Origin of the sequence: Rhodomicrobium lacus (assembly GCF_003992725.1) — a bacterium.
GTDB lineage: Bacteria > Pseudomonadota > Alphaproteobacteria > Rhizobiales > Rhodomicrobiaceae > Rhodomicrobium > Rhodomicrobium lacus.
On sequence record NZ_RZNF01000007.1, the window covers coordinates 349,917 to 370,487 of the forward strand.

Consider the following 20,571-nt stretch of genomic DNA (forward strand, 5'->3'; position numbering starts at 1 on the left):
AGATGAGCCATGTTCTCAATGCGGATGTCATCGCTCTTCTGGAACATCCGGATACGGTCCGAATTCTTGCGACAGTCGACGGCCAAGGCGTGCCCCATGCTGTTGTCAAGAAGTCGATCCATCTGGGCGATGACGGCAACATCCATTATCTCGAACTTCTGGAGACCTCGGCCACCAATCGCAACATGGTGCGGAGCATCTGGTTCGACGGGACGGTTGCGATCACGCTCGCAAATCCTGATGGACGCTCGGCGCAGATCAAGGGGCGGCCCGTGAAGGCGCACATTACGGGACCGCTTTTCCTGCATCATTACAACAGGCTGAAGGATATCGATGCAGACGCCGAACTCGCCGCAGTCTGGATCATCGAGCCGCGGCTCGCTCTCGATCAAACGTTCGCGGCGCGGCGCGATGCGGAACGGGCGAGCCATCCGCACTTCGCCCATCTCGATCGATTGCGGCGATAAGCGCGTGTTGACGTTTCCCGTTCCGACGTGCGCCTGTTTCGTGAGGCACTCCAGGAGAAACCTGCGCGCGTCTCGAGGACAAGTCATCAGATCGCAAGCCGTGGACGCCCGAAGATCTTCGCGGGCTCTTTGCATCTCTCGTGTTCCGCCAGGTGCGCCTTTTGGACGGGTGATGAAGCCGCAACGCACCTGGCCTGACGCCCACGTGGAGAGAGCAACACGTGGATGCAACCTCCTGACAGAAGGAGAGCGCGCCCCATAGCAATGATGGGCGTTAAAGTCGCTGCGGCACTCCGACTCGTTCGGGGCCCATTTACGGTGCTGCCGACCGCACCGGATTGACGATGGTGAGCCCCGCGAAATTCCTCTCGTTGTCCGTGACGACGACGCAGCCGTTCACTTCGGCGGTGGCCGCGATGATCATGTCGAGCGCACTCCTCGGCCGTCCTTCCGCCTTGCCGTCCGCCATCAGCCTCGCCCATGCGATCGCCGCGCGCTCGTCGAACGGCAGAACACGGCCCGCGAACAAGGCCGCAGGCCCCTCCGCCCCCTCGAACCACACCTCGAGTTGCGCTCTGCGCTTGCCAACGGGCTTCTCCAGAATGCCGCGCCAAATCTCCGCGATGGTGAGCGAGGCGATGAAAAGGTCTTCGTCGGCCTGCTCGGCCATCCACGCCATGAGCGTTTCCGAAGGCGCGGGCTTGACGAGATTGGAGATGATGTTCGTGTCGAGCAGCCAGGGCATCAAAGATCGACCGCGCGGCCGTCTTCGCGGCTGCGTTCAAGGTCGAGATTCGCGCCGACGAGCGGGGAGCGGCGCAATGCTGCGAGGATGCCGCCTGTTTTCGGCGTGCCGCCAAGGTTCTCCGAGACGGTGGCACGAAGGCGCGATGCTTCCGGGCCGCCTTCTGCGAGGCGACGCGCCAGCGAGCGGATGAGCTCACGATCCTTGTCGAGCCCCAGCACCTCGAAACGAGCGATGCCGCGCTCGGAAAGCCGTGACCGGTAGGTCTTGATTGCCCGACGCTGTGAGCTGCTGGTCAATGGCGCGCTTCCTCTTTCGTGTAACCGGTAATATAGCCAGACATTGCCATTTCAACAAGGGGCAACGCATTTCAGACCCCAGCGGGCACAGCCTTGCCGGTCATATCCAAACAGCAAACACCCTGCATTTTCTCAAGGTTAAGCCGAAGGAAGCGGCTCAGTAGACGCGGGAGATGCATAGTCTTCCGCGGGGACACACCTGCGCCTAGATAAAATCTCCTGCTCATTTCGCACACCGGTTAACGCGACGGTTAAGGGCCTTCATCCTTTCGGACGTTCGGCTCCTGGTGGTCAATCGGCCTCTCAGCATCCGGTCCGATCTGTCGCAGGCGGGCATGACGATCTTGACGGAAGATTGCCGCTGCACCCCAGGTGAGGCGGGAGCGATCACATTTCGAACATCGAAATCTGTAACCACAGGTCAGGGCAATCCACGCGTGGCACACTGGCACGACGCGGTTTTGCCGAAGAGCGTGCGGAAAGCTTCTGTCGCGCCGGCAAGGCTGTCTGTTTTGGCCGGAATTCAACCAATATGCGACCTTTCGTTTTGCATCTCGCCTCTTCAGGTTTCATATCGAAAGCGATTGACGCGTGAGACGAGCAGACGAACAAAGAGCCCTTTGCTTTCCTTCCGCAGAACAGGAAAGTACACTCGCATTGAATGCCGTGGGATGACGTTGACGGTGAGGTTTTCGGCTGTCGGAAAGCGGATGGGCGGCGGGCTTGTTGCCCTCGCGCTCTGTGTCCTTTCGCTCGCGCTTGGCACGGGTACCGCCGATGCGCAACTTCTCGTGTCGCGCTATACGGTTCATATGGAGGGCGTCCGCGTCGGCCACGCGATCGTGCGCGCGACCCTCGGCCCGACCAATTACAAGGTGACGGTATCGGCCGATGTCGGCCCGGTTTTGTCGAACACCAAGATCAATGGCGAGGCGACCGGGCTGCGTAACGGCTCGCATGTGACGCCGATGCGATTTCAGTTCGTTTCGTCGGGCGGCGAAGCCAGTTCCGTGAATTTCGCCGGTCCCGACGGCACGCCCGCAAGCGTCAATCCAAGGCTGCGCGGCGTGTTCGATCCGCTGTCGGCGCTGGTCTTTGCCGCGCTTAACCCGTCTCCCCCTTCGGTCGAGCCATGCAAGAGCCTTATCCCGATCATCCTCGGGCGGGCGCGCTTCGACATTGTCATGAGTCCGAAGCCCGGCGGCGCTGATCCGCGCTCGGAAATCATCGATTGCGATGCCTATTCGACCGTCAGCACGCCGGATGCGAGCGGCGGCATCGGTGCGCAGAATGCGCGATGGCAGATCGGTTTCAGCAAGGTGTCGCGGCCCGCGCTCTGGCTCGTGGAATATCTCGTGGTCCCGACCTCGAACGGTACGATGACCATCAGCCGCGAGGAAACGAACATCTCCGCCTCGTGAGATGGGCCGTCTTGTCCCTCCGCAGACGAGCGAAACGACTATCGCCGCTCGTTCAAACCCGCGCGTAAACGTCTTCCAGCCGCACGATGTCATCTTCGCCGAGATAGGGGCCGGACTGCACCTCGATCAGCGTGAGCGGAATGAGCCCCGGATTTTCCAGCCGGTGCGTCGCGCCGAGCGGCACGTAGATCGACTGGTTTTCCGAAAGCAGCCTCGTCTCGTCATCGATGGTGACACGCGCCGTCCCCTTGACCACGATCCAGTGTTCGGCGCGATGATGGTGCCGCTGGAGCGAGAGCGCAGCGCCCGGCTCGACGACGATCTGTTTCACCTGATAACGTTCGGAAAGGTGCAGCGTTTCGTAACTGCCCCATGGCCGATGCACCGTAGTATGTTGCTCCGCCTCGTTCCGGCGGGTGGCGGCAAGCTGCTGCACCACCTCCTTCACGGAGCCGCTCTCGGTGCGCTTGGCGACAAGCGTCGCATCCTTCGTGGACACGACGACGATATCTTCCACGCCCGAGACGGCTACAAGGCCGCTTTCCGCGCGCACGTAGCAGCGGCTTGCGTTGCGCAAGAGAACGTCGCCCCGCGTCGCGTTATCGTGCTCGTCCTTCTCCGCCGCGTCGTACAGGGCATCCCAGGTCCCGACATCGCTCCACCCGGCGTCGAGCGGAACGAGGGCAGCCTTCTCCGTCTTCTCCATGACGGCGTAGTCAATGGAGTCGGCGGGGCAATCGCGGAAGCTGTCCGCGAGGCGAAGGAAGTCCATGGGATCGGCCGTGGCGTTCCGCACCGCGTTGAGGCTCGCCTCGACCATGGCGGGTTCGAAGCGCGCCAGCTCGTCGAGATAGGCCCGCGCGCCGAACAGGAAAATGCCTGCGTTCCAGAAATAGAGGTTCTCCGCGCAGAACCGCTGAGCCGTTTCCCGATCCGGCTTTTCGACGAAACGGTCGACTTTCAGCACGCCTCCGGCTTCGCCTGCCGGGCTGGCGGTCTTCACATAGCCATATCCTGTTTCAGGCTTCGTCGGCTTGACGCCGAACGTGACGAGACGGCCATCCCGCGCAGCGGTTCGGCCATTTTCCACGGCATCAAGGAACGCACGAGAATTCTCGATGTGATGGTCAGACGGCATGACGAGAATGAGAGCGTCGGGGCCGGCCTTTTCGAGAGCGAGGAAGGCCGCGACGGCGGCGGCAGGCGCGGTTGAACGGCCTTCCGGCTCAAGCACGATGCCCTGGCAGGGAAGCTTCGCGTTGCGGAACGCGGCCACGACGCCGAAGCGGTTCTCTTCGTTGGTGATCACGAAAGGCGGCAGATACCCGCCGGAGCCTGACACGCGGCGCGCGGCGTCGACCAGCAGCGGCTCTGAGCTGACAAGAGCATGGAATTGCTTCGGATGTCTGGAGCGCGACAACGGCCAGAGCCTCGAACCCGTGCCGCCCGCGAGAATGACTGGAATGATCACCCGAAGCCCCTTGCAAAAAATGTCACATCGACTTTTGCGATTTCGAGGCGAAGGTCATGTCCTAAATATGACGCAAACACAAGCGGTTGGAAAAAGGAAGGCAAGAATGCCTTCCTCCCTGGGAAAAATCAGCAGCCGTGCATGGCCATGCAACGACGAAAACGCGGGCCGAATCCCCAGCGGGCGCGACATTCGCGAAGCCAGGCGCGGCAGCGACCGTACTGGACAGTTTGCACCATGGTGTTTTCCAACGCGGCGGCGGGAATCTTCGGAGCTTCGGCAGCGCCCGCAGCGGAAGACAGGGCGGCGGCGGCGCCAAAAAGCGCGAAGCCGAAAGCGGCATAAGCAAGCGTCTTCATGATGTGTCTTTTCCTCTAAATCCTCCCTCGGCGCGAAAACCGTGCCCTGCCTTCATGACAGGAAAAGGACAAACCTGCGCCTTCTGCTCGAAATGCGGAAAAATTGAATCTGGTTCGCATTAAAAGGCGGCTGCTGCAACACGCGGCAGTGCTCGGCTCATTCGCTCGGGACCAGCGGTTTGCCCGCCGCAAGCGCCGGGGCAGCGGCTGGCTGCCGGTGCGGTTCCGCGTCGCCGGGCTCGTCGCGCGGACCGGCAAGCCATCCGAAAAGCCGGAGGAACAGGCGGCTCGCGTCGTCCATCACCATGAAGAAGGCGGGGACGAAAAGGAGCGATAACAGCGTCGAGACGAGAAGGCCGCCGATCACGGCAATCGCCATCGGCGAACGGAACTCGCCGCCCGCGCCGAACGCCAGGGCGCTCGGGAACATGCCGCCCGCCATCGCGATGGTCGTCATCACGATGGGCCGCGCACGCTTTCGCCCGGCGTCGATGATCGCAACGCCGCGAGGCACGCCGCGCCGTAGTTCCACGATGGCGAAATCGACGAGCATGATCGCGTTTTTCGTGACGATGCCCATCAGCATGAGGAAGCCGATAAAGACGGGTAGGCTGATCGGGCGATCCGTGAGCAGCAGCGCAAAGATCGCGCCACCGATGCAGAGCGGCAGCGAAAGCAGGATCGCGACCGGCTGGAGGAAGCTGCCGAACAGGATCACAAGCACGCTGAAAACCATCATCACGCCCGCACCCATGGCGTAGCCGAAGCTCGAAAACGTCTCGGTCATCACTTCGACGTCACCCGATTCGCGCAGGATCACGCCGGAAGGCAAAGCCTTTGCGGCGGGTAGCTGATATACGGCGGCGAGAGCCTGCCCCAGCGCGTCGGTGCCGACAAGGTCCGCGCCGATAGTGACGCGCCGCAGCCGGTCATACCGCTCGATGGACGACGGCCCCTTGCCGAGCTTCACTTCCGCCACCGTGATGAGGGGCACGGTGTCGCCATGCGCAGTCTTCACCTTCAGGTTCTGCAAAAGCTGAAGGTTTGTGCGCGCCTGTTCGTCGAGCTGCACGCGGATCGGCACCTGCCGGTTCGGCGCGTTGAACTTGGCGAGGTTCTGGTCCACGTCGCCGAGCGTGGCGATGCGGACGACTTCGGAAAGAGCCTCTGTCGAAACGCCGAGTTCTGCGGCGATCACGGGGCGGGGGATGATGAGGATTTCGGGGCGGTCGAGGGCCGCGCCGTTCACGGCGTTCGCGAGCCACGGCACGGCGTGCATCTCGCTCGTGAGCCTCGCGGCGGTGTCGCTCACCTTGTCGTTGTCGGTGCCGGTCACTTCGATGGTGAAACTGCGCTGCCCGTTTTCAGCCATCACCCATGAGCGCACGTCGGGGATTTCCTTCAACTCGGCGCTGATAAGCTGCTCAAGTTCGCGCTGGGTGATGGAGCGTTCGGAACGCGGTGTGTATTGGACCGTGATCGTCGCCTTGCGCACCTCCGCCGAGCCGCCGGTCGCGCCCAGGATGCGGCCGCCGTCGATGAACACGGACACCACTTCCGGTCTGCGCTTTATGATGGCTTCCGCCTTGCTCGTGATGATCTCCGTATCGCCCAGACGCGAGCCGGGCGGCAGTTCGATTGCGAAGATCGAGCGGCTTGAGTCTTCCGCCGGAAGAAAGCCGGAAGGCAGCAGCGACACGCTCGCGATCGAGGCGGCGAAGACCACGAAGCCCAGCATCAGCGTGCGGTAGTAATGGCGGACCGTCCAGCCGATGACGCGAGTATAAGCGCGCATGACAAAACCGTCGCGCGGCTCCACATGAGCCTTCGGTCGAAGGAAGTAGGCCGCGATCATCGGTGTCAGGAGGCGCGCGACGAGCAGCGAGAACAGGACGGCTGCGGCGACGGTCAGCCCGAACTGGCTGAAATACTGTCCCGCGATGCCGCCCATGAAGCTTACCGGCGCGAACACGGCGACAATGGTGAGCGTGATCGCGATCACGGCGAGGCCGATCTCGTCGGCCGCTTCGAGCGCCGCGCGATAGGGCGATTTACCCATGCGGATGTGCCGCACGATGTTCTCGATCTCGACGATGGCGTCGTCGACCAGGATGCCCGTCACGAGCGTGATCGCGAGCAGCGACACCATGTTGAGCGAGAACCCCAGCATCTCCATCGCCCAGAACGTGGGAAAGACCGAGAGCGGCAGCGCGATGGCGGCGATGATGGTGGCGCGCAAGTCGCGCAGAAAAAGAAAGACGACGAGCACCGCGAGAGCCGCACCTTCGAGCAGCGTATGCATCGCGGATTCGTAATTGCCGAGCGTGAATTCGATTGTGGAATCGATCTTCTCGAACGTCACCTCCGGGTGCGCGGCGGCGAGCTTCTCGAGCGCCTCCGCTACGCGGGCCGCGACCACGATGTCGCTTTCACCCTTTGCCCGCACGATGGTGAAGGCAACCACGTCCCGACCGTTCAGCGAAGCGAAGGTGCGGCGCTCCTCGGTGGCGTCGCTCACAGTGCCGAGCTGATCGAGGCGAACCTTGCGGCCGCCTGGCAGCGTGACCGAAGTGGCCGCGAGGCGCTCTACGGTGGTGGCGCTTGCCAGCGCCCGGATGGATTGCTCTGCTCCCCCGAGCCAGCCGCGCCCGCCCGCAAGATCGGTATTCGTCGCGTGAAGCTGCGCATTCACCTCGCCCGCCGAGATACCGAGTGCGATCAGCCTGTCAGGGTCGAGCGAAACGCGGATCTCCCGCTTTACGCCGCCTACGCGAGACACCTGCGCGACGCCGCGCACGCCTTGCAGCCTCCGCGCGGCCGTGTCGTCGATGAACCACGACAGCTCTTCGAGCGTCATCGACGGCGCCGACGCGGCATAGGTGACGATGGGCAGCCCCTCGATGTCGAGCCGCTGGGTGATCGGTTCGTTGATGGTGCGCGGCAAGTCCTGGCGCACCTTCGACACGGCGTCCTTCACGTCGTTGACGGCGCGGTCGGTATCGGTGCCGAGCTGGAATTCGATGGTCGTGACGGAGGAACCGTCCGTAATCGATGACGTCACGTGCTTCACGCCCGTGACGCTCGCGACGGTGTCCTCGACGCGCTTCGTCACCTGCGACTCAAGTTCGACCGGCGCCGCACCCGATTGCGTTATGGTGACGGTGACGATCGGAATATCGATGTTGGGAAAGCGCGTAACGCCAAGGCTGAAAAATGAGATAAGCCCGAGCGTCATCAGAACGAGGAACAGGACGAGCGAGGGAATTGGCCTGCGGATCGCCCAAGCGGAAACGTTCGTGCTCATTTCGCGATCCCTGGCGAGGACGCGGTGGCGGCCGTTTGCGTTTCGACGAAGTGGGGAGCGATCGCGTCGCCATCGCGCAACAGCGAGGCCGCGCGCATGACGACCACCTCGCCTTCGGCAAGCCCTTCGCGGATTTCGATGCTGTCACCCGAAAGAAGGCCGGGCTTCACGGCGCGCTCGCGCACCTTGTCGTCGGCGACGACGAGCAACGTCGCGCTGTCGTTCTTGTAAAGGACCGCCGTCGCCGGGACGCCGACCGCGTCGCGCTTGCCCGCGCTGATGAGCGCCTGCGCAAAGGTGCCGATGCGCAGGTCCGCGGCGTTGCCCAGCGAGATTCGAACGCGGCCCAGGCGGGTGGTCGGGTTTACTTCCTGTGAGACAAGCCGCAACTGACCTTCACGCGCGCCCAGCCCCTCGATCTCGACCCGCGCGCGCTGACCGGCCCTCAGCTTCGCCATATGAAACTCGGGCACTTCCGCGTCGAGTTCCACCTCGCCGTCCCTGATCACGCGGAAAAGCGGGTCGCCCGTCGCAGACGACACGGCGCCGACGCGCGCGGTGCGGCGGCTCACGATACCGGCGGCGGGCGAGCGAATGTCGGTTCGAGCCAGCTTCACGTCGAGTTCGCGGCGCTGCGCCTTGATCAGAAGCTGCTCGGCATCGGCGAGCTTGAGCCCCTCGCGCTGAGCCGCGAGCCGCGCGCGCGCGGTACGGAAGGCTGCGTCGCGTTCGTCGAAGGTGGCTTGACTGACGGTGCCAGACTCGCGCAGCGGCTTGACCCGGCTGAACGAGTCCTCGGCCTGCCTCAGCGTGGCCTCGCTTTCCACGATCTGGTTTTTTACCTGCTCGATGGCCGCTTGCGTTTTCGCGAGCGAAGCGGCGTTCTGCGCGATCTGCGCTTCGATTATGTCGCGTGACAGGCGGGCGAGAACCTGCCCCTCGGCGACGGTGTCGCCTTCTTCCGCGAGAAGCTCCGTGAGTCGCAGCCCATCGATCTCCGGGCCGACCAGCACCTCTTCCCGAGCGACAAGAGAACCTGTCACAAGAAGGTTATCCACAAAAGATATCGAGCGCGCTTCGGCGACTGTCACGACCGGCGCTCTCGTCTTTCGAGGGCCGTCGTCCGCCAATGCCCCGCCCGCCGCGGCCAGCGCAGGAAGAATGACGACGAGCAACCTCGCGAGTAAGCTGCGTCCGAAATAGTCGAGCGCCATGGCGGAAGACATCTTTTTTTCCAATGATCGTTACACGGGCGGGATGCCCCAAGCGAGAGCCGCGCGTCGCGGGCATCGCCCTTCATTCGCGGTGAGCAAATGAAGCAGATTATTGATCGCACTCCATTTGCCGACAAAACAGAAGCCGGAACCGTTTATGCTTCAGTTCGAGGCGATGTTATGTCCTTGTCGTAGCGCCCACTGTTCATTTGGGGGCTCATCGAGGTCAAGGATTGCACCCGTGTCGCGGACGGTCGGGCGCGCGAGCAAGGCCGCAGGCGTAAGCCCCAGCACCGGATGGTGCCAGCGCGGCACCGCTTCCGCGAGGGGGCGAAGAACGAATGCCCGTTCATGCGCCCGAGGATGCGGCAGGATGAGCTTCGCGTCTTTTGCGGGGTGGCCCATCAGCCAGTTGCGGACAAGGCCCTTATAGCTTACGATGTCAAGATCGAGAGGCCGTGGTGCCCATCGGTGATCGGCGTGATGATGCTTGATGGTGAGAATTCGCCCCGCTTGCGCCTCAATCCGCTTCAAAACTCGTAACAGTGCATCCGCAGGCAACGATGAGTCGACGGACGCAACCGCGTTTAGAAAGTCGGGCTGATTGATCTCGCCGTGCGCCTTCGTCCGATAGAGTTTCGACGTTCTCTCTATTTTTATGCCGCGTGAAGCAAGTTCCTGGACCGCACGCTGGAGAGTCTCCTGGGGCGATCCCCAAGGCCCGGACAGATTGGACCCGAGTGCGATTATGATGCTGCTTTGAAACAAAATGCCTTGATTTGCACTCATATATTGAGCCATCAATGTTTCTTTCGCCTGATTGGGGAATGATAGCCCTTAGAAACTACTTAGAATGCAACAAGACGTTCGCAGCCAAGGTAACCGGATGAATTTCTACTCGACCGAGCGAATTGCTCTCTTCATAGACGGGGCGAACCTTTATGCCACGGCTAAAGCTTTGGGCTTCGATATAGATTATAAACGACTTTTAAATCTTTTCCGCAACAAGGGCGTTTTGCTGCGAGCGCTTTATTATACCGCTCTGGCAGAAGAACAAGAATATTCATCCATTCGGCCTTTGATCGATTGGCTCGATTATAACGGCTATTCGATGGTCACGAAGCCCACGAAGGAATTTACCGATGCCTCCGGGCGCCGGAAGATCAAGGGCAACATGGACATCGAACTCGCCGTCGACGCCATGGAGTTGGCGGAGCATCTCGACCACATCATCCTTTTCTCGGGCGACGGCGATTTCCGCACGCTTGTGGAAGCGCTCCAGCACAAGGGCAAGCGCGTGAGCGTCGTCTCGACATTGACGACCCAGCCGCCCATGGTCGCGGACGAGCTTCGCCGGCAGGCGGATCAGTTCATCGACCTCGCGGACCTTCAGAAGGACATCTGCCGGACCCAGCGCGGCGAAAACGGCCGCGAATATCAGGCGCATATCCACGAGCAACGGCATCATGAGCGCCTCGCCGCCGCCGCGCTGCGCGATACTCAGGTGGATGCGGATTAGCGATAGGCACAGGGGCTGACTTATGTCGCCGTGCCCCTGAGCCGCCGCTGGCGCCGCGCTACATTATGGCGAGCGAACCGGAGCCCGATTGCCTCTTCTGCCCGAGGCTCGCAGATTTTCGCCGCGTCAACAAGGCCGGTCACCCCGATTGGTTCAACGCGCCGGTTCCGTCCTTTGGCTCCCCCGATGCTTCACTCCTGATCGTCGGTCTCGCGCCCGGTCTTCGAGGCGCAAACCGCACGGGTCGTCCTTTCACCGGCGACTATGCCGGAGTGTTGCTTTATGAGACGCTGCTGGACTTCGGCTTCGCGTCGGGCACCTACGATGAGCGGGCCGACGATGGACTTTCGTTGCGCGCCTGTCGCATCACGAACACCGTGCGATGCGTGCCGCCGGAGAACAAGCCTACGCCGGCGGAAGCGGCGGCCTGCCGGGGCTTCCTTGCAGCGACAATTCGGGAAATGCCAAACCTGCGTGCGATCCTTGCGCTCGGCCGAATCGCCTTCGACGGGACGTTGCGCGCGCTGGACATCAAACCCTCGCAGTACAAATTCGCTCATGGTTCCGCGCTCGATCTTCACGACGGACGTAAACTTTTCGGTAGTTACCATTGTTCACGGTATAATACGAACACCGGCCGTTTAACGGCGGAAATGTTCAGGGATATCTTCGGAAAAATCGCGGCCTATCTTGAGAGCGCCGCAAAAGAACAGAGCCAAGGCAATGCTGGAAGTTACCACCGATAAGGTTGCGCATGTCATCCTTCGCGCTCGTGAACTCGACGTGAAGACCGCCGCATGGGACGACGACGCGGACAGCGACGACGCGACGAGCGATTCGATCCTCGAAGACCTTCCTGACGACGCAACGCGGCAGGAACTCCGCGAATTTCTTGACAGCCTGAACGAGGACGAACAGGCAAGCCTGATTGCCCTGGCCTGGATCGGTCGCGGCACATATGCGCCGGGCGAACTCGACGACGCCATCGCGACGGCCAAGGCCGAGCACGGAAACAATCCGGTCGACTATCTTTTCGGGCTGCCGCTTTTGCCGGATTATCTCGAAGACGCGCTCGACCAACTCGGCTATTCGGTTGAAGAGGCTGAAGAAGATATCGTCCGCCGGACCTGACGATCGAAGGGTCTGCGCTCACGCCTGTATCGGCGTCGCGCGGAAATTTTCTGCCGCTCTGAGGGTTCAAGAAAGGGCGATGGACGACCTATTTCGCTTCAAGTGAGCGGGCTGTCATTTGCAATTCGTCAAGCCTTCCTTAAATGTTCAGACGGAGTTGCCTGGCTTTTGAGCACCATCCGACAGGGGGCAAGCTGACTCGGATTGCGGTCTGTCAGTCGGATGCGATGCAAATCGGATCGGTTTCCGGCGCTCCCGGCGAGGCTTGGCGATGTCGTTATATTTCACTTCGGACACGCATTTCGGTCACAAGAACATCATTCAGACCTGTAATCGCCCTTTCGCAAGCGTCGACGAAATGGACGAAGCGATGGTCGCCCGCTGGAACCAGCGCGTCGGGCCCGATGACACCGTCTTTCACCTCGGCGATTTCTGCTTCCGCAATTTCCTGGGCGCTGACACTTAACGGCGCGATCCACCTCGTCCAGGGCAACCACGACGCGGAGACGCTGAAGCATCACGCCGGGCTTTTCGCGAGCGTGAGCCTTATTAAGGAGATCGAGGCGGGCGGCCATCGCATCGTGATGTGCCATTATCCGATGCGTGAGTGGGATGGTTCCTGGACAGGAAGCTGGCACCTTTTCGGCCATGTGCATGGTCGGCTGAACCACGCGCCGCTCGGGTTCAGCCTCGACGTAGCGGCAGACGCGCATGATTTCACGCCGTGGAGTCTGGACGAGATCGAGGCGGAGTTGAAGGATCGCGAAAACCCGTTCGCGGTCCATGAGCGGCCTTTCCGCTCGCAGCGAAGCCCCTCCCGCTGATGCGGCGAACTGACAAACCGACGTGCGAACTGCTGCCGAACCTTGATACGTCCGCTTTGTATCGCAGGCCCGGCGCCGGTGGAGCTATCCGCTTTTGATTGAATCAAAGGCGCGGTCTATCTTGTTGTTCGCGCGCCTTGTCGAAAAAACCGCCGCGCACAGACGCGCTCCACTCGTCGAATGCTCGGCATAAAAGACAAGCGCCGGCCTCGTAGGACGACGCTCGAAAATGAAGCCAAGCGCTGGCTATGCTTTTCCGGAACGGGCCTATGCCCCCTCATTTCCGTCAGCCTCGTCAAAGGCAGCGATCCGGTTGACGGCGATCACGGCTTGGGTGCGGCTGTCGACGCCAAGCTTTTGCAGGATGGCGGAGACGTGCGCCTTCACGGTCGCTTCCGAGACGGAAAGCTCGTAAGCGATCTGCTTGTTCAGAAGCCCCTTGCCCAGCATCGAAAGCACGCGAACCTGCTGCGGCGTGAGCGTCGCGAGGCGCGCGGCCATCTCGCCGAGTTCATCCGGGCTGCTCTCCCCCTGCATTTCATCGGTGAACCAGATGCCGCCGTCGAGGATGGTCTTCACCGCATGCCGGATGCGGTCGACGGGAAGGGACTTCGATATGAAGCCCGACGCGCCGAGATTCGCACAGCGGCGGATCATGCTCGCATTGTCCGTCGCCGATACGATGACCACGGGAATCTGCGGATGCTGGCTCCGAAGATACATGAGGCCGGTCAGACCCGACAGCGAAGCCGCGCCCTTCTCGCCCGGCATTCGCAGGTCGAGCAAGACGAGATCCGCGCCCGGATTGGCCGAAAGCGCATCGAGCAGCTTTTCGACCGAATCCACCTCGGTGATGCTGACGCCGTCCAGAGACGAGCCTAGCGTCTGCTTGAGAGCATCGCGGAAAAGCGGATGATCGTCCGCAATGATGACATGATAAGCGCTCATCGCTTGGTCGCCACAATCGGGCCTGTCGCGCCGCCCGCCTTCTTTCTTCGACGCGAGTCGCGCTTGGCGTGCATGCCTTGCTCGGCTCTCGGTTTCAGATAGGATGACAAGGACCGATTCCCGGGGTTGAACTAAAGATGTAATGAGACTGCAAAACTATGTCCGATGACGACGTTAAGCAAGCTTATTGGCGAAGTATCTCGCGGCTCAGCCTTGGGATGACGGTGACACTCGCAGTGATCATGATCGTCTTTCCGTTTTTTATCCCCGACCTCAACGCGTATCGTTTTCTCCGGTTTCCGCTCGGCTATTTCCTCCTCGCGCATGGGGCGGTCATTTTGCTGGCGATTCTGATATACGGCTTTTTCGGCGGACAGCAGCGCGCGGACCGCGTCCATAACATGACCATCCAGTTCTGACATGACGCTCAATTACAGCACGCCCGCCGTCAACCCGAAGCTCGGCTCCAGTTTCGCGATCTTTGCGAGCGCATATACCTGTCTCGCCCTGATGCTTGTGGTGCTCGAACAGCTCGGCCTGTCGACGCTGACCATCGACCACGCCATCATCGTCGCGCCGGCGATGTTCTACATCGCGATCGGCTTCATGACACGCACCATCACCATCGACGACTTTTTCGTCGCAGGCGAGCGTGTTCCCCCGCTCTACAACGCGCTCGCGCTCAATGCCATGGTGTTTGGCGGCAGCCTGCTCGCGGGCAGCATCGCCGCGTTTTTTTTCATCGGGATTGATGCCATCGCCATTCCCGTCGGGCTCTTCGCGGGGCTCGTGCTCATGGCGGTGCTGTTCGTGCCGCATCTGAGGAAGGCCGGAGCATACACGGTGCCGGGGTTTCTTCATCTCCGCTTCGGGCGAAAAACCATCCGGCTCGCCGCATCGGTTCTGATGATTGCGCCTTGCCTTATCGCCATCGTGGCGGAAATTGCGCTTGGCGGGAAGCTCGTCGGCTACCTTCTGCCGTCCCCCCAGGCGCTCGGCATCGATCTTTCTCCCGCGTCTCTTTTCACGCTGCTCGTCGTGGCGAGTGTCGTCCTCGCCGTCGTGCTGGGCGGCATGCGCGCCGCGACGTGGACGCAATGCGCCCAATTCGTGGTGGTGCTCGGCCTGCTCGCCCCGCTCATCATCGTATCGGTGATAAGGACGAACCTGCCGCTTCCGCAACTCACCTATGGCGGCCAGCTTGAAGACATCAAGGAGCGCGAGGCGTCGAAGGGATTCATCACGACGACGCGGCCGAAAGCCCTGAGCGATGTCTTGCCCGGTCAGACTGCCCAGCCGGTGACGCGTCCCGCCGAGCGCATGTTCAGCGCTCTTTCGCCGGTCGATTTCGTCCTCTTGATCTTTTGTCTCGCGGTTGGCGTCGCGGCGCACCCCAGCTTTCTCCCAAGGCTTTCAACCACACCCACGATTCTCGCCAGCCGCAGGATGTTCGGCTGGGTAACGATGGTCGGCGCGTTCGTGGTGCTCACGATCCCGGCCTATGCCTTCTTCACAAAAGCGATGGCGGTCGAGGCTCTGATCGGCGTGCCCGTTTCGGACCTCCCCACTTGGGCGAGAGCCTTGCAGCAGCTCGGCTTCATCTCGCTGCCCGGCAATCAGTTCGAACAGCTTGGCGGCTCGCAACGAGTCACGTTTCAGCCGGATAGCCTTGCGCTCATCCTGCCGATGGCAGGCCAATTGCCGCGCGTTTTCTTCGGGCTCGCGGCGGCCGCGCTTCTGGCTGCGGTCTCGGCCTGCGCGGCGGGGCATCTCGTGGCACTCGCGAACACCGTGAGCGACGACATCTACCATGGAATACTGAAACGCAGCGCGTCGCCCGCTCGCCGCCTCCTCGTGGCGCGGCTCTCGATGATCGTCTTCGGACTCTTCATCTTCTTTCTGGCGAAAGGCCACGTCGACCCGCTCCGTTGGGCGATGGTTTCGCTCTCGCTCGCGGCGGGGACGTTTTTCGCGGTGCTCGTTCTTTCGGTGTGGTGGCGGAGGCTATCGGCGCAAGGCGCTCTCGCCGGAATGCTGGCGGGGTTCGGCGTCACCGCGCTGTATCTGAGCGCCTCGGGTGCGCCGCTGTTCGGTATCGACCCGCTGAACGCCGCGGTCATTGGCGTGCCGGTGAGTTTCATCTCGGCGGTGATCGCGAGCCTGCTTCTCGGGGCTTCCGACGCTCAGGCGCAGGAGGCGGCGGAAGACCTTCGCGTTCCGGCGGGCGAAACGCTGCAATCGCGCATGGTGCGGCTGTCGTCGCGCACGAAGCCGTCGATCTGACACGCGGCGTCTTCGGGCGGATTGTGTGAGACGCGCGCTTTTGATTTCTCCCGGAGCGATAACGTTCTAGGATGAAACCGGGAGCGTTTCCCTCCTGTCTGATCCGAGGATCGCATGCGCCAAGCCGAGTTCCCCGATGCGTCCAAGCTGCTGCCGCACACGCCCGGCTCTACCGTTGGGCGGCTGCCGCTATTTCCTGACATTTCGCCCTATCGCACGGGCTGGCTCAAGGTTTCGGACCGACACGACATCTATTTCGAGGAGTGCGGTAACCCGGCGGGGAAACCCGCCGTCTGGGTGCATGGCGGACCTGGCGGCGGTTGTAACGCCACCATGCGCCGCTATCACGATCCGTCGAAATATCGCATTGTGCTGTTCGACCAGCGCGGCTGCGGGCGCTCGACGCCGCATGCGAGCCTCGATGAAAATACCACATGGGATCTCGTCGCCGACATGGAGCGGCTGCGCGAGCATCTCGGCATCGACCGCTGGCAGCTTTGCGGCGGCTCATGGGGTTCGACGCTTTCGCTCGCTTATGCGGAGACGCACCCCGAACGCGTAAGCGAGCTTGTGCTTCGCGGCATCTTCCTTTTGCGTCGCGCCGAACTCGACTGGTTCTATCAGGAGGGTACGAGCTGGCTGTTTCCCGACGCGTTCGAGGCGTATCAGGCGCCGATCCCGCCCGCCGAGCGCGGCGATATGATCGCCGCCTATCATCGGCGCCTGACCTCCGCCAATGCAGCCGAGCGTCTGGCGGCGGCGTGCGCATGGAGCATATGGGAAGGAACGACGCTTTCGCTGTTCGCCGACCCGGCGCGTGTGAACCAGTTCGGCAGCGAGTTCTACGCGCTCGCCTTCGCGCGTATCGAGTGCCACTATTTCATGAACCGGGGCTTCTTCAGCAGTGACAACCAGCTCCTCGAAGATGCGGGACGGATCGCGCATCTGCCAGGCACCATCATTCATGGCCGTTACGACGTGGTGACGCCCTTGAAAAATGCGTGGGATCTGGCCAAAGCGTGGCCGAAGGCGCAGTTGCGCATCGTGCCGGATTCCGGGCATGCGGCGAGCGAGCCCGGAATCGTGCATGAGATCGTGAGCGCGACGAACGCTTACGCGGCGGGGAATAGCTAGTGGAGCGAATTTGACATTTGAGTCCCGGTGGCTGCGAACTCTCGCTCAAATGTCAAATTCAAAAGCTCCACGAGAATCATGATGTTGCTAGTGGTCCTTTCGATTCCGACATTTGCTCGCAAGCGTGCTGCAAACGGATGCAAATGTCGGAATCGGACCACTAGCGCTTGTATCCATTCACAATCGCATCGCTCCGGCGCGGAGGTTTGACAGCCCTTCTCACGCGCACCGGCATCCGGTCAACTTGCAGCCGGCGGGACGAAGCGGCATCTTGAGGCCTTGACCCGATCTTCAGACTTGGTGCAAATCGTCGCGATGCTCTTGTCACGCGGTTGATACATTCCTGCTGTAGCGGCTTTCGACATGCCAAGCTATCTCATGTACATCTTCGACGTGGCCGCGGCCTCGCTCGTCACGCTGAACTCGCTCCTGCTGCTGACCATCTTTTCGAGAAGCTTCAAGCTTTGGCCGACACCGGCGGAGCGGAGCTGGCAGCACTATACGTTCTGGCCGCTGTTTCGGGGCGGCCTCGGGCTGACGCTGCTGTTCTCGATTCTCACGGCCAGCTGGCCGGAGAGCGGGCCCGATACGTGGCGCTTTATCGCGGGCATGGTGTGCGTGGCGATAGGCTTCGGCTTCACGATCTACGGCTATTTCGACCTCGGCATCGAAAACACCTACGGCGCTGACGAGGGGCTGGTGACGGGCGGCCTCTATCGCTACAGCCGCAACCCGCAATATGTAGCGTCGATCCTCGGCTTCTTGGGCACGGGCCTGGCCAACGGGTCGGCGCAATCCGCTGTGCTGTGCGGGCTGGCGATCCTGGTCTACGTGATCCTGCCTTATACGGAAGAGCCCTGGCTTGAGCGCGCTTACGGCGATGTCTATGCCGACTACAAGCAGCGCACGCCGCGATTCCTTTGAAGCGAAGGCCGCGTGACCGCGCGGCGGCCGACATGCGAGGGGCTCATGGCCCGTCGGCTCAGGCCCTTGTGCCGCGCCATCGTTACCCTTCGAGCTTTCCACAGGCCTCGCTTTGGTTATGGAGAGAATAGGGTGGCGCGTTGCAACCTTGGGTTTAACTCAATAAAATGCCTCGGTATCCTGAACGAGGTGTTTGATGCCGGTATGGCAACGGATCGTCGCTCGTATTTTCCCCGGGCATATCGAAATGCACAGGCAAGCGGCGGAGGATTTCATCGCTTCCCGTCGCGACCTTATTTTCGTCGAGTACGAAGGGGAAAATTGCAATCATCGCTATTTCGCGGTGAAGCGGAAGCTCTTCGGGCTGCAAAATGAAAATGTCCACCCCCGTTCGGAAAACGCCACACGGAGTTGAGAGTGAGCGGCGGTGACGGCGCGGGCGCACGGCGCGGCGACCGTCGCTTCGTCTTCGCATACGCGCTCACCTTCGCGGCCATCGTGCTTTTCACGGTTTCGCCGATAATCCTTGCCGCCATCGCCTCCGCCATCGCGAAAAACGCGGGCTGCGCGCTCGATGAGGGCAGCATTCATCCGTGCATCATCGCGGGCGAGGATTGGGGCTCGACGCTCTACACCATGGCCATGATGGGCTGGCTCGCGATCGCAACCATCCAGATCGGGGCCATGGCGCTCGCATTCTGGTTCGCCGCGCTTGTCGTCCATGGCGTGGTGCTGCTGCTTCGGCGGGGCCGAAGCCGGAACTGACGTTTAGATCAGCCTGCGTCAGGTAGGACGCGACGCGGCGCAGATAACCAAGGCTTACAGGCGCGCCCCCCTCCGATTTACGGCACGATGATTGTTGGTCGTCTCCGCCTTTGATGGAATCAAAAAACGCGCTCTCGTTCTTTTTCTGCCGTGCGTCTTGCCGGAAAAATCGCTTCACACTTTTCCGGGCGCGCTCTAAGCGGGTTTCTAGCACGGGCAGCAGGCAGAACGGGGCGGCGACGGATGCAAGGCGAAATCGAAGACAGGACAACGCCGCAATCGGCGCGGCGCAGGCGCTTCCGCCGCGCGGCCATCGCGATCCTCCTGTTGTCCGTGCTGCCGATGATCCCGGTGATTTTCGCCGCGAGCATGGCGCATTTCGCGGGCTGCCGCCTCGACGAAAGCGGGGGGCATCCCTGCCTCATCGGCGGTTTCGACGCCGGGCCGGTGCTCTATACGGTCGGCATGGGCTTCTTCTTCATCGCGCTTCTCGCCATGATAGCGGGCGCGGTCGCGGCGGCCATCTGGATCGCCGCCGCCATCTATTATGTCTTGCGCGGGATGTTCGCCGGGCGGTGATCCACCGTCCGGGGCGCCCTCATCCGATGGCAAGGTGAAGGAAGCGCTTGTAGATGCGCGCGAGCGTCTCGATGTCCGCCGTGGCCGCTTGCTCGTCCACCTTGTGCGCGGTGGCGTTCAGGAGGCCGAGTTCGGCGACCGGGCACAGATCCTTGATGAAGCGCGCGTCCGACGTGCCGCCGCCCGTGGAAAGCACCGGCTCGCGCCCCGTCTCGGCATGAACCGCCGCGCCCAGCATCTTCACGAACCCGCCCGGACTCGTAAGGAAGCTGTCGGAAGCCGGATCGAAACTCAGCGTATGTGTCACGTCGGCATAGCGCAGAGCTGCGGCCACCTGCTCTTCGAGCCATACCCTGAGCGATGACTCGGTGTGGAGATCGTTGAAGCGGATGTTGAAGCGCGCCGACGTCTGTGCCGGAATGACGTTCGTCGCCTTGTTCCCGGTGTCGATGGTGGTGATTTCGAGATTCGACGGCTGGAAATGCTCGCTGCCTTCGTCGAGGCGGCGCGCCTTGAGCAGAGTCAGCACTCCGATGAGCGCCGTCAAGGGGTTACGCGCCTTGTGCGGATAGGCGACGTGTCCCTGCACGCCGCGCACGATGAGTTCCGCGCCGAGAGAGCCACGCCGCCCGATCTTGATCGTATCGGCCACGGCATCTTCGGAGGTGCATTCGCCGAGCACGCAGGCATCGGGGCGCTCGCCGCGCGCGATGAGGCGCTCCACCACCTTCCGCGTCCCGTTGATGGCCGGCCCTTCCTCGTCGGCGGTGATGAGGAAACTGATGGAGCCGGTGAGGTCCGGCTTTTCGCGCAAATAGTCGAGCGCCGCCGCCAGCGAGGCCGCGACCGCTCCCTTCATGTCGACGGCGCCGCGCCCGTAGAGCACGCCGTCCACGATCTCGCCCGCGAAAGGCGGAAGCCGCCACGCGGCCTCATCGCCCGGCGGCACGACATCGATGTGACCCGCGAAGCAGATATGCGGTGTGCCGTCGCCGATTCGGGCATAGAGGTTTTCGACGTCCGGCGTTCCGGGTTCGCTGAATCGCAGCCGCTCGCAGGCGAAGCCTGCCGCGCCAAGTTCGCGTTCGAGAAAGGCGAGTGCGCCGGCGTCTTCCGGTGTGACGCTTGCGCAGCGGATCAGGGTTTGGGCGTAGTCGGTGGCGCTTGTCATGCTTGTTCTTGCT

General features: G+C 62.1%; 22 protein-coding genes. 13 read left to right on the top strand and 9 right to left on the bottom strand.

All coding sequences use genetic code 11. From position 1 onward, the window contains the following. Positions 1–2 precede the first annotated feature (2 nt). Complete coding sequence (locus EK416_RS08895; protein ID WP_127077141.1) at positions 3–467, top strand: pyridoxamine 5'-phosphate oxidase family protein; 465 nt, start codon at positions 3–5, stop codon at positions 465–467. 313 nt (positions 468–780) lie between these two features. On the opposite strand, the gene EK416_RS08900 is transcribed toward EK416_RS08895, so the two are convergent. Next, on the bottom strand, positions 781–1,212 hold the full coding sequence (locus tag EK416_RS08900; RefSeq protein WP_127077142.1) for a type II toxin-antitoxin system VapC family toxin: 432 nt from the start codon (positions 1,210–1,212) through the stop codon (positions 781–783). After that, entirely contained in the window at positions 1,212–1,511 is a 300-nt protein-coding gene (locus tag EK416_RS08905; RefSeq protein ID WP_127077143.1) for a hypothetical protein, read from the bottom strand. The genes EK416_RS08900 and EK416_RS08905 overlap by 1 nt, the downstream gene beginning before the upstream one ends. A 671-nt stretch (positions 1,512–2,182) precedes the next feature. Between EK416_RS08905 and EK416_RS08910 the strand changes: the two genes are divergently transcribed. Then, complete coding sequence (locus EK416_RS08910) at positions 2,183–2,932, top strand: DUF3108 domain-containing protein (RefSeq protein WP_164729936.1); 750 nt, start codon at positions 2,183–2,185, stop codon at positions 2,930–2,932. 52 nt (positions 2,933–2,984) lie between these two features. Here EK416_RS08910 and EK416_RS08915 read toward each other — a convergent pair whose 3' ends face one another. The 5 genes from EK416_RS08915 to folK form a co-directional block, all read right to left on the bottom strand. Then, positions 2,985–4,403, bottom strand: a complete 1,419-nt coding sequence (locus EK416_RS08915) for a mannose-1-phosphate guanylyltransferase/mannose-6-phosphate isomerase (RefSeq protein ID WP_127077145.1) — start codon at positions 4,401–4,403, stop codon at positions 2,985–2,987. Positions 4,404–4,531: 128 nt separating this feature from the next. After that, positions 4,532–4,762, bottom strand: a complete 231-nt coding sequence (locus EK416_RS08920; protein WP_127077146.1) for a glycosyl hydrolase family 5 — start codon at positions 4,760–4,762, stop codon at positions 4,532–4,534. A gap of 157 nt (positions 4,763–4,919) precedes the next feature. Next, a complete protein-coding gene (locus EK416_RS08925; protein WP_127077147.1) occupies positions 4,920–8,066 on the bottom strand; it encodes an efflux RND transporter permease subunit in 3,147 nt (1,048 codons plus the stop codon). After that, entirely contained in the window at positions 8,063–9,292 is a 1,230-nt protein-coding gene (locus EK416_RS08930) for an efflux RND transporter periplasmic adaptor subunit (protein WP_127077148.1), read from the bottom strand. The genes EK416_RS08925 and EK416_RS08930 overlap by 4 nt, the downstream gene beginning before the upstream one ends. 150 nt (positions 9,293–9,442) lie before the next feature. Continuing rightward, positions 9,443–10,081: a 2-amino-4-hydroxy-6-hydroxymethyldihydropteridine diphosphokinase gene (folK, locus tag EK416_RS08935; RefSeq protein ID WP_127077149.1), complete on the bottom strand. Its 639-nt coding sequence runs from the start codon at positions 10,079–10,081 to the stop codon at positions 9,443–9,445. Between the two features lie 85 nt (positions 10,082–10,166). Between folK and EK416_RS08940 the strand changes: the two genes are divergently transcribed. The 4 genes from EK416_RS08940 to EK416_RS08955 all read left to right on the top strand — a co-directional run bounded on the left by EK416_RS08940 (position 10,167) and on the right by EK416_RS08955 (position 12,754). Then, positions 10,167–10,799: a LabA-like NYN domain-containing protein gene (locus EK416_RS08940; RefSeq protein ID WP_127077150.1), complete on the top strand. Its 633-nt coding sequence runs from the start codon at positions 10,167–10,169 to the stop codon at positions 10,797–10,799. 65 nt (positions 10,800–10,864) lie between these two features. After that, positions 10,865–11,545, top strand: a complete 681-nt coding sequence (locus tag EK416_RS08945; RefSeq protein WP_127077151.1) for a uracil-DNA glycosylase — start codon at positions 10,865–10,867, stop codon at positions 11,543–11,545. Beyond that, positions 11,523–11,930 (top strand): DUF3775 domain-containing protein, encoded by a 408-nt coding sequence (locus EK416_RS08950; protein ID WP_127077152.1) that lies wholly within the window; start codon positions 11,523–11,525, stop codon positions 11,928–11,930. The genes EK416_RS08945 and EK416_RS08950 overlap by 23 nt, the downstream gene beginning before the upstream one ends. Before the next feature lie 404 nt (positions 11,931–12,334). Then, positions 12,335–12,754, top strand: coding sequence for a hypothetical protein (locus tag EK416_RS08955; protein WP_127077153.1), 420 nt, complete (start codon positions 12,335–12,337; stop codon positions 12,752–12,754). 267 nt (positions 12,755–13,021) lie between these two features. On the opposite strand, the gene EK416_RS08960 is transcribed toward EK416_RS08955, so the two are convergent. Further along, positions 13,022–13,702 (bottom strand): response regulator transcription factor, encoded by a 681-nt coding sequence (locus tag EK416_RS08960; RefSeq protein ID WP_127077154.1) that lies wholly within the window; start codon positions 13,700–13,702, stop codon positions 13,022–13,024. 158 nt (positions 13,703–13,860) lie between these two features. On the opposite strand from EK416_RS08960, the gene EK416_RS08965 reads away from it, so the two are divergent. From EK416_RS08965 to EK416_RS08995, 7 genes are all read left to right on the top strand, one after another. Then, positions 13,861–14,121, top strand: coding sequence for a DUF4212 domain-containing protein (locus EK416_RS08965; RefSeq protein WP_127077155.1), 261 nt, complete (start codon positions 13,861–13,863; stop codon positions 14,119–14,121). A 1-nt stretch (position 14,122) separates the two neighbouring features. Further along, on the top strand, positions 14,123–15,985 hold the full coding sequence (locus EK416_RS08970) for a sodium:solute symporter family transporter (protein WP_127077156.1): 1,863 nt from the start codon (positions 14,123–14,125) through the stop codon (positions 15,983–15,985). 114 nt (positions 15,986–16,099) lie between these two features. After that, a complete protein-coding gene (pip, locus tag EK416_RS08975) occupies positions 16,100–17,119 on the top strand; it encodes a prolyl aminopeptidase (protein ID WP_127077157.1) in 1,020 nt (339 codons plus the stop codon). A gap of 363 nt (positions 17,120–17,482) precedes the next feature. Further along, entirely contained in the window at positions 17,483–18,043 is a 561-nt protein-coding gene (locus EK416_RS08980) for a methyltransferase family protein (RefSeq protein ID WP_127077158.1), read from the top strand. Between the two features lie 196 nt (positions 18,044–18,239). Further along, a complete protein-coding gene (locus EK416_RS08985) occupies positions 18,240–18,458 on the top strand; it encodes a hypothetical protein (protein ID WP_127077159.1) in 219 nt (72 codons plus the stop codon). 2 nt (positions 18,459–18,460) lie between these two features. Further along, positions 18,461–18,808 (top strand): hypothetical protein, encoded by a 348-nt coding sequence (locus EK416_RS08990; RefSeq protein WP_127077160.1) that lies wholly within the window; start codon positions 18,461–18,463, stop codon positions 18,806–18,808. A gap of 243 nt (positions 18,809–19,051) precedes the next feature. Then, positions 19,052–19,387, top strand: coding sequence for a hypothetical protein (locus EK416_RS08995; protein ID WP_127077161.1), 336 nt, complete (start codon positions 19,052–19,054; stop codon positions 19,385–19,387). Between the two features lie 19 nt (positions 19,388–19,406). Here the strand turns inward: EK416_RS08995 and dapE are convergent, their stop codons facing one another. After that, positions 19,407–20,558 (bottom strand): succinyl-diaminopimelate desuccinylase, encoded by a 1,152-nt coding sequence (dapE, locus tag EK416_RS09000; RefSeq protein ID WP_127077162.1) that lies wholly within the window; start codon positions 20,556–20,558, stop codon positions 19,407–19,409. Between the last annotated feature and the right edge of the window lie 13 nt (positions 20,559–20,571).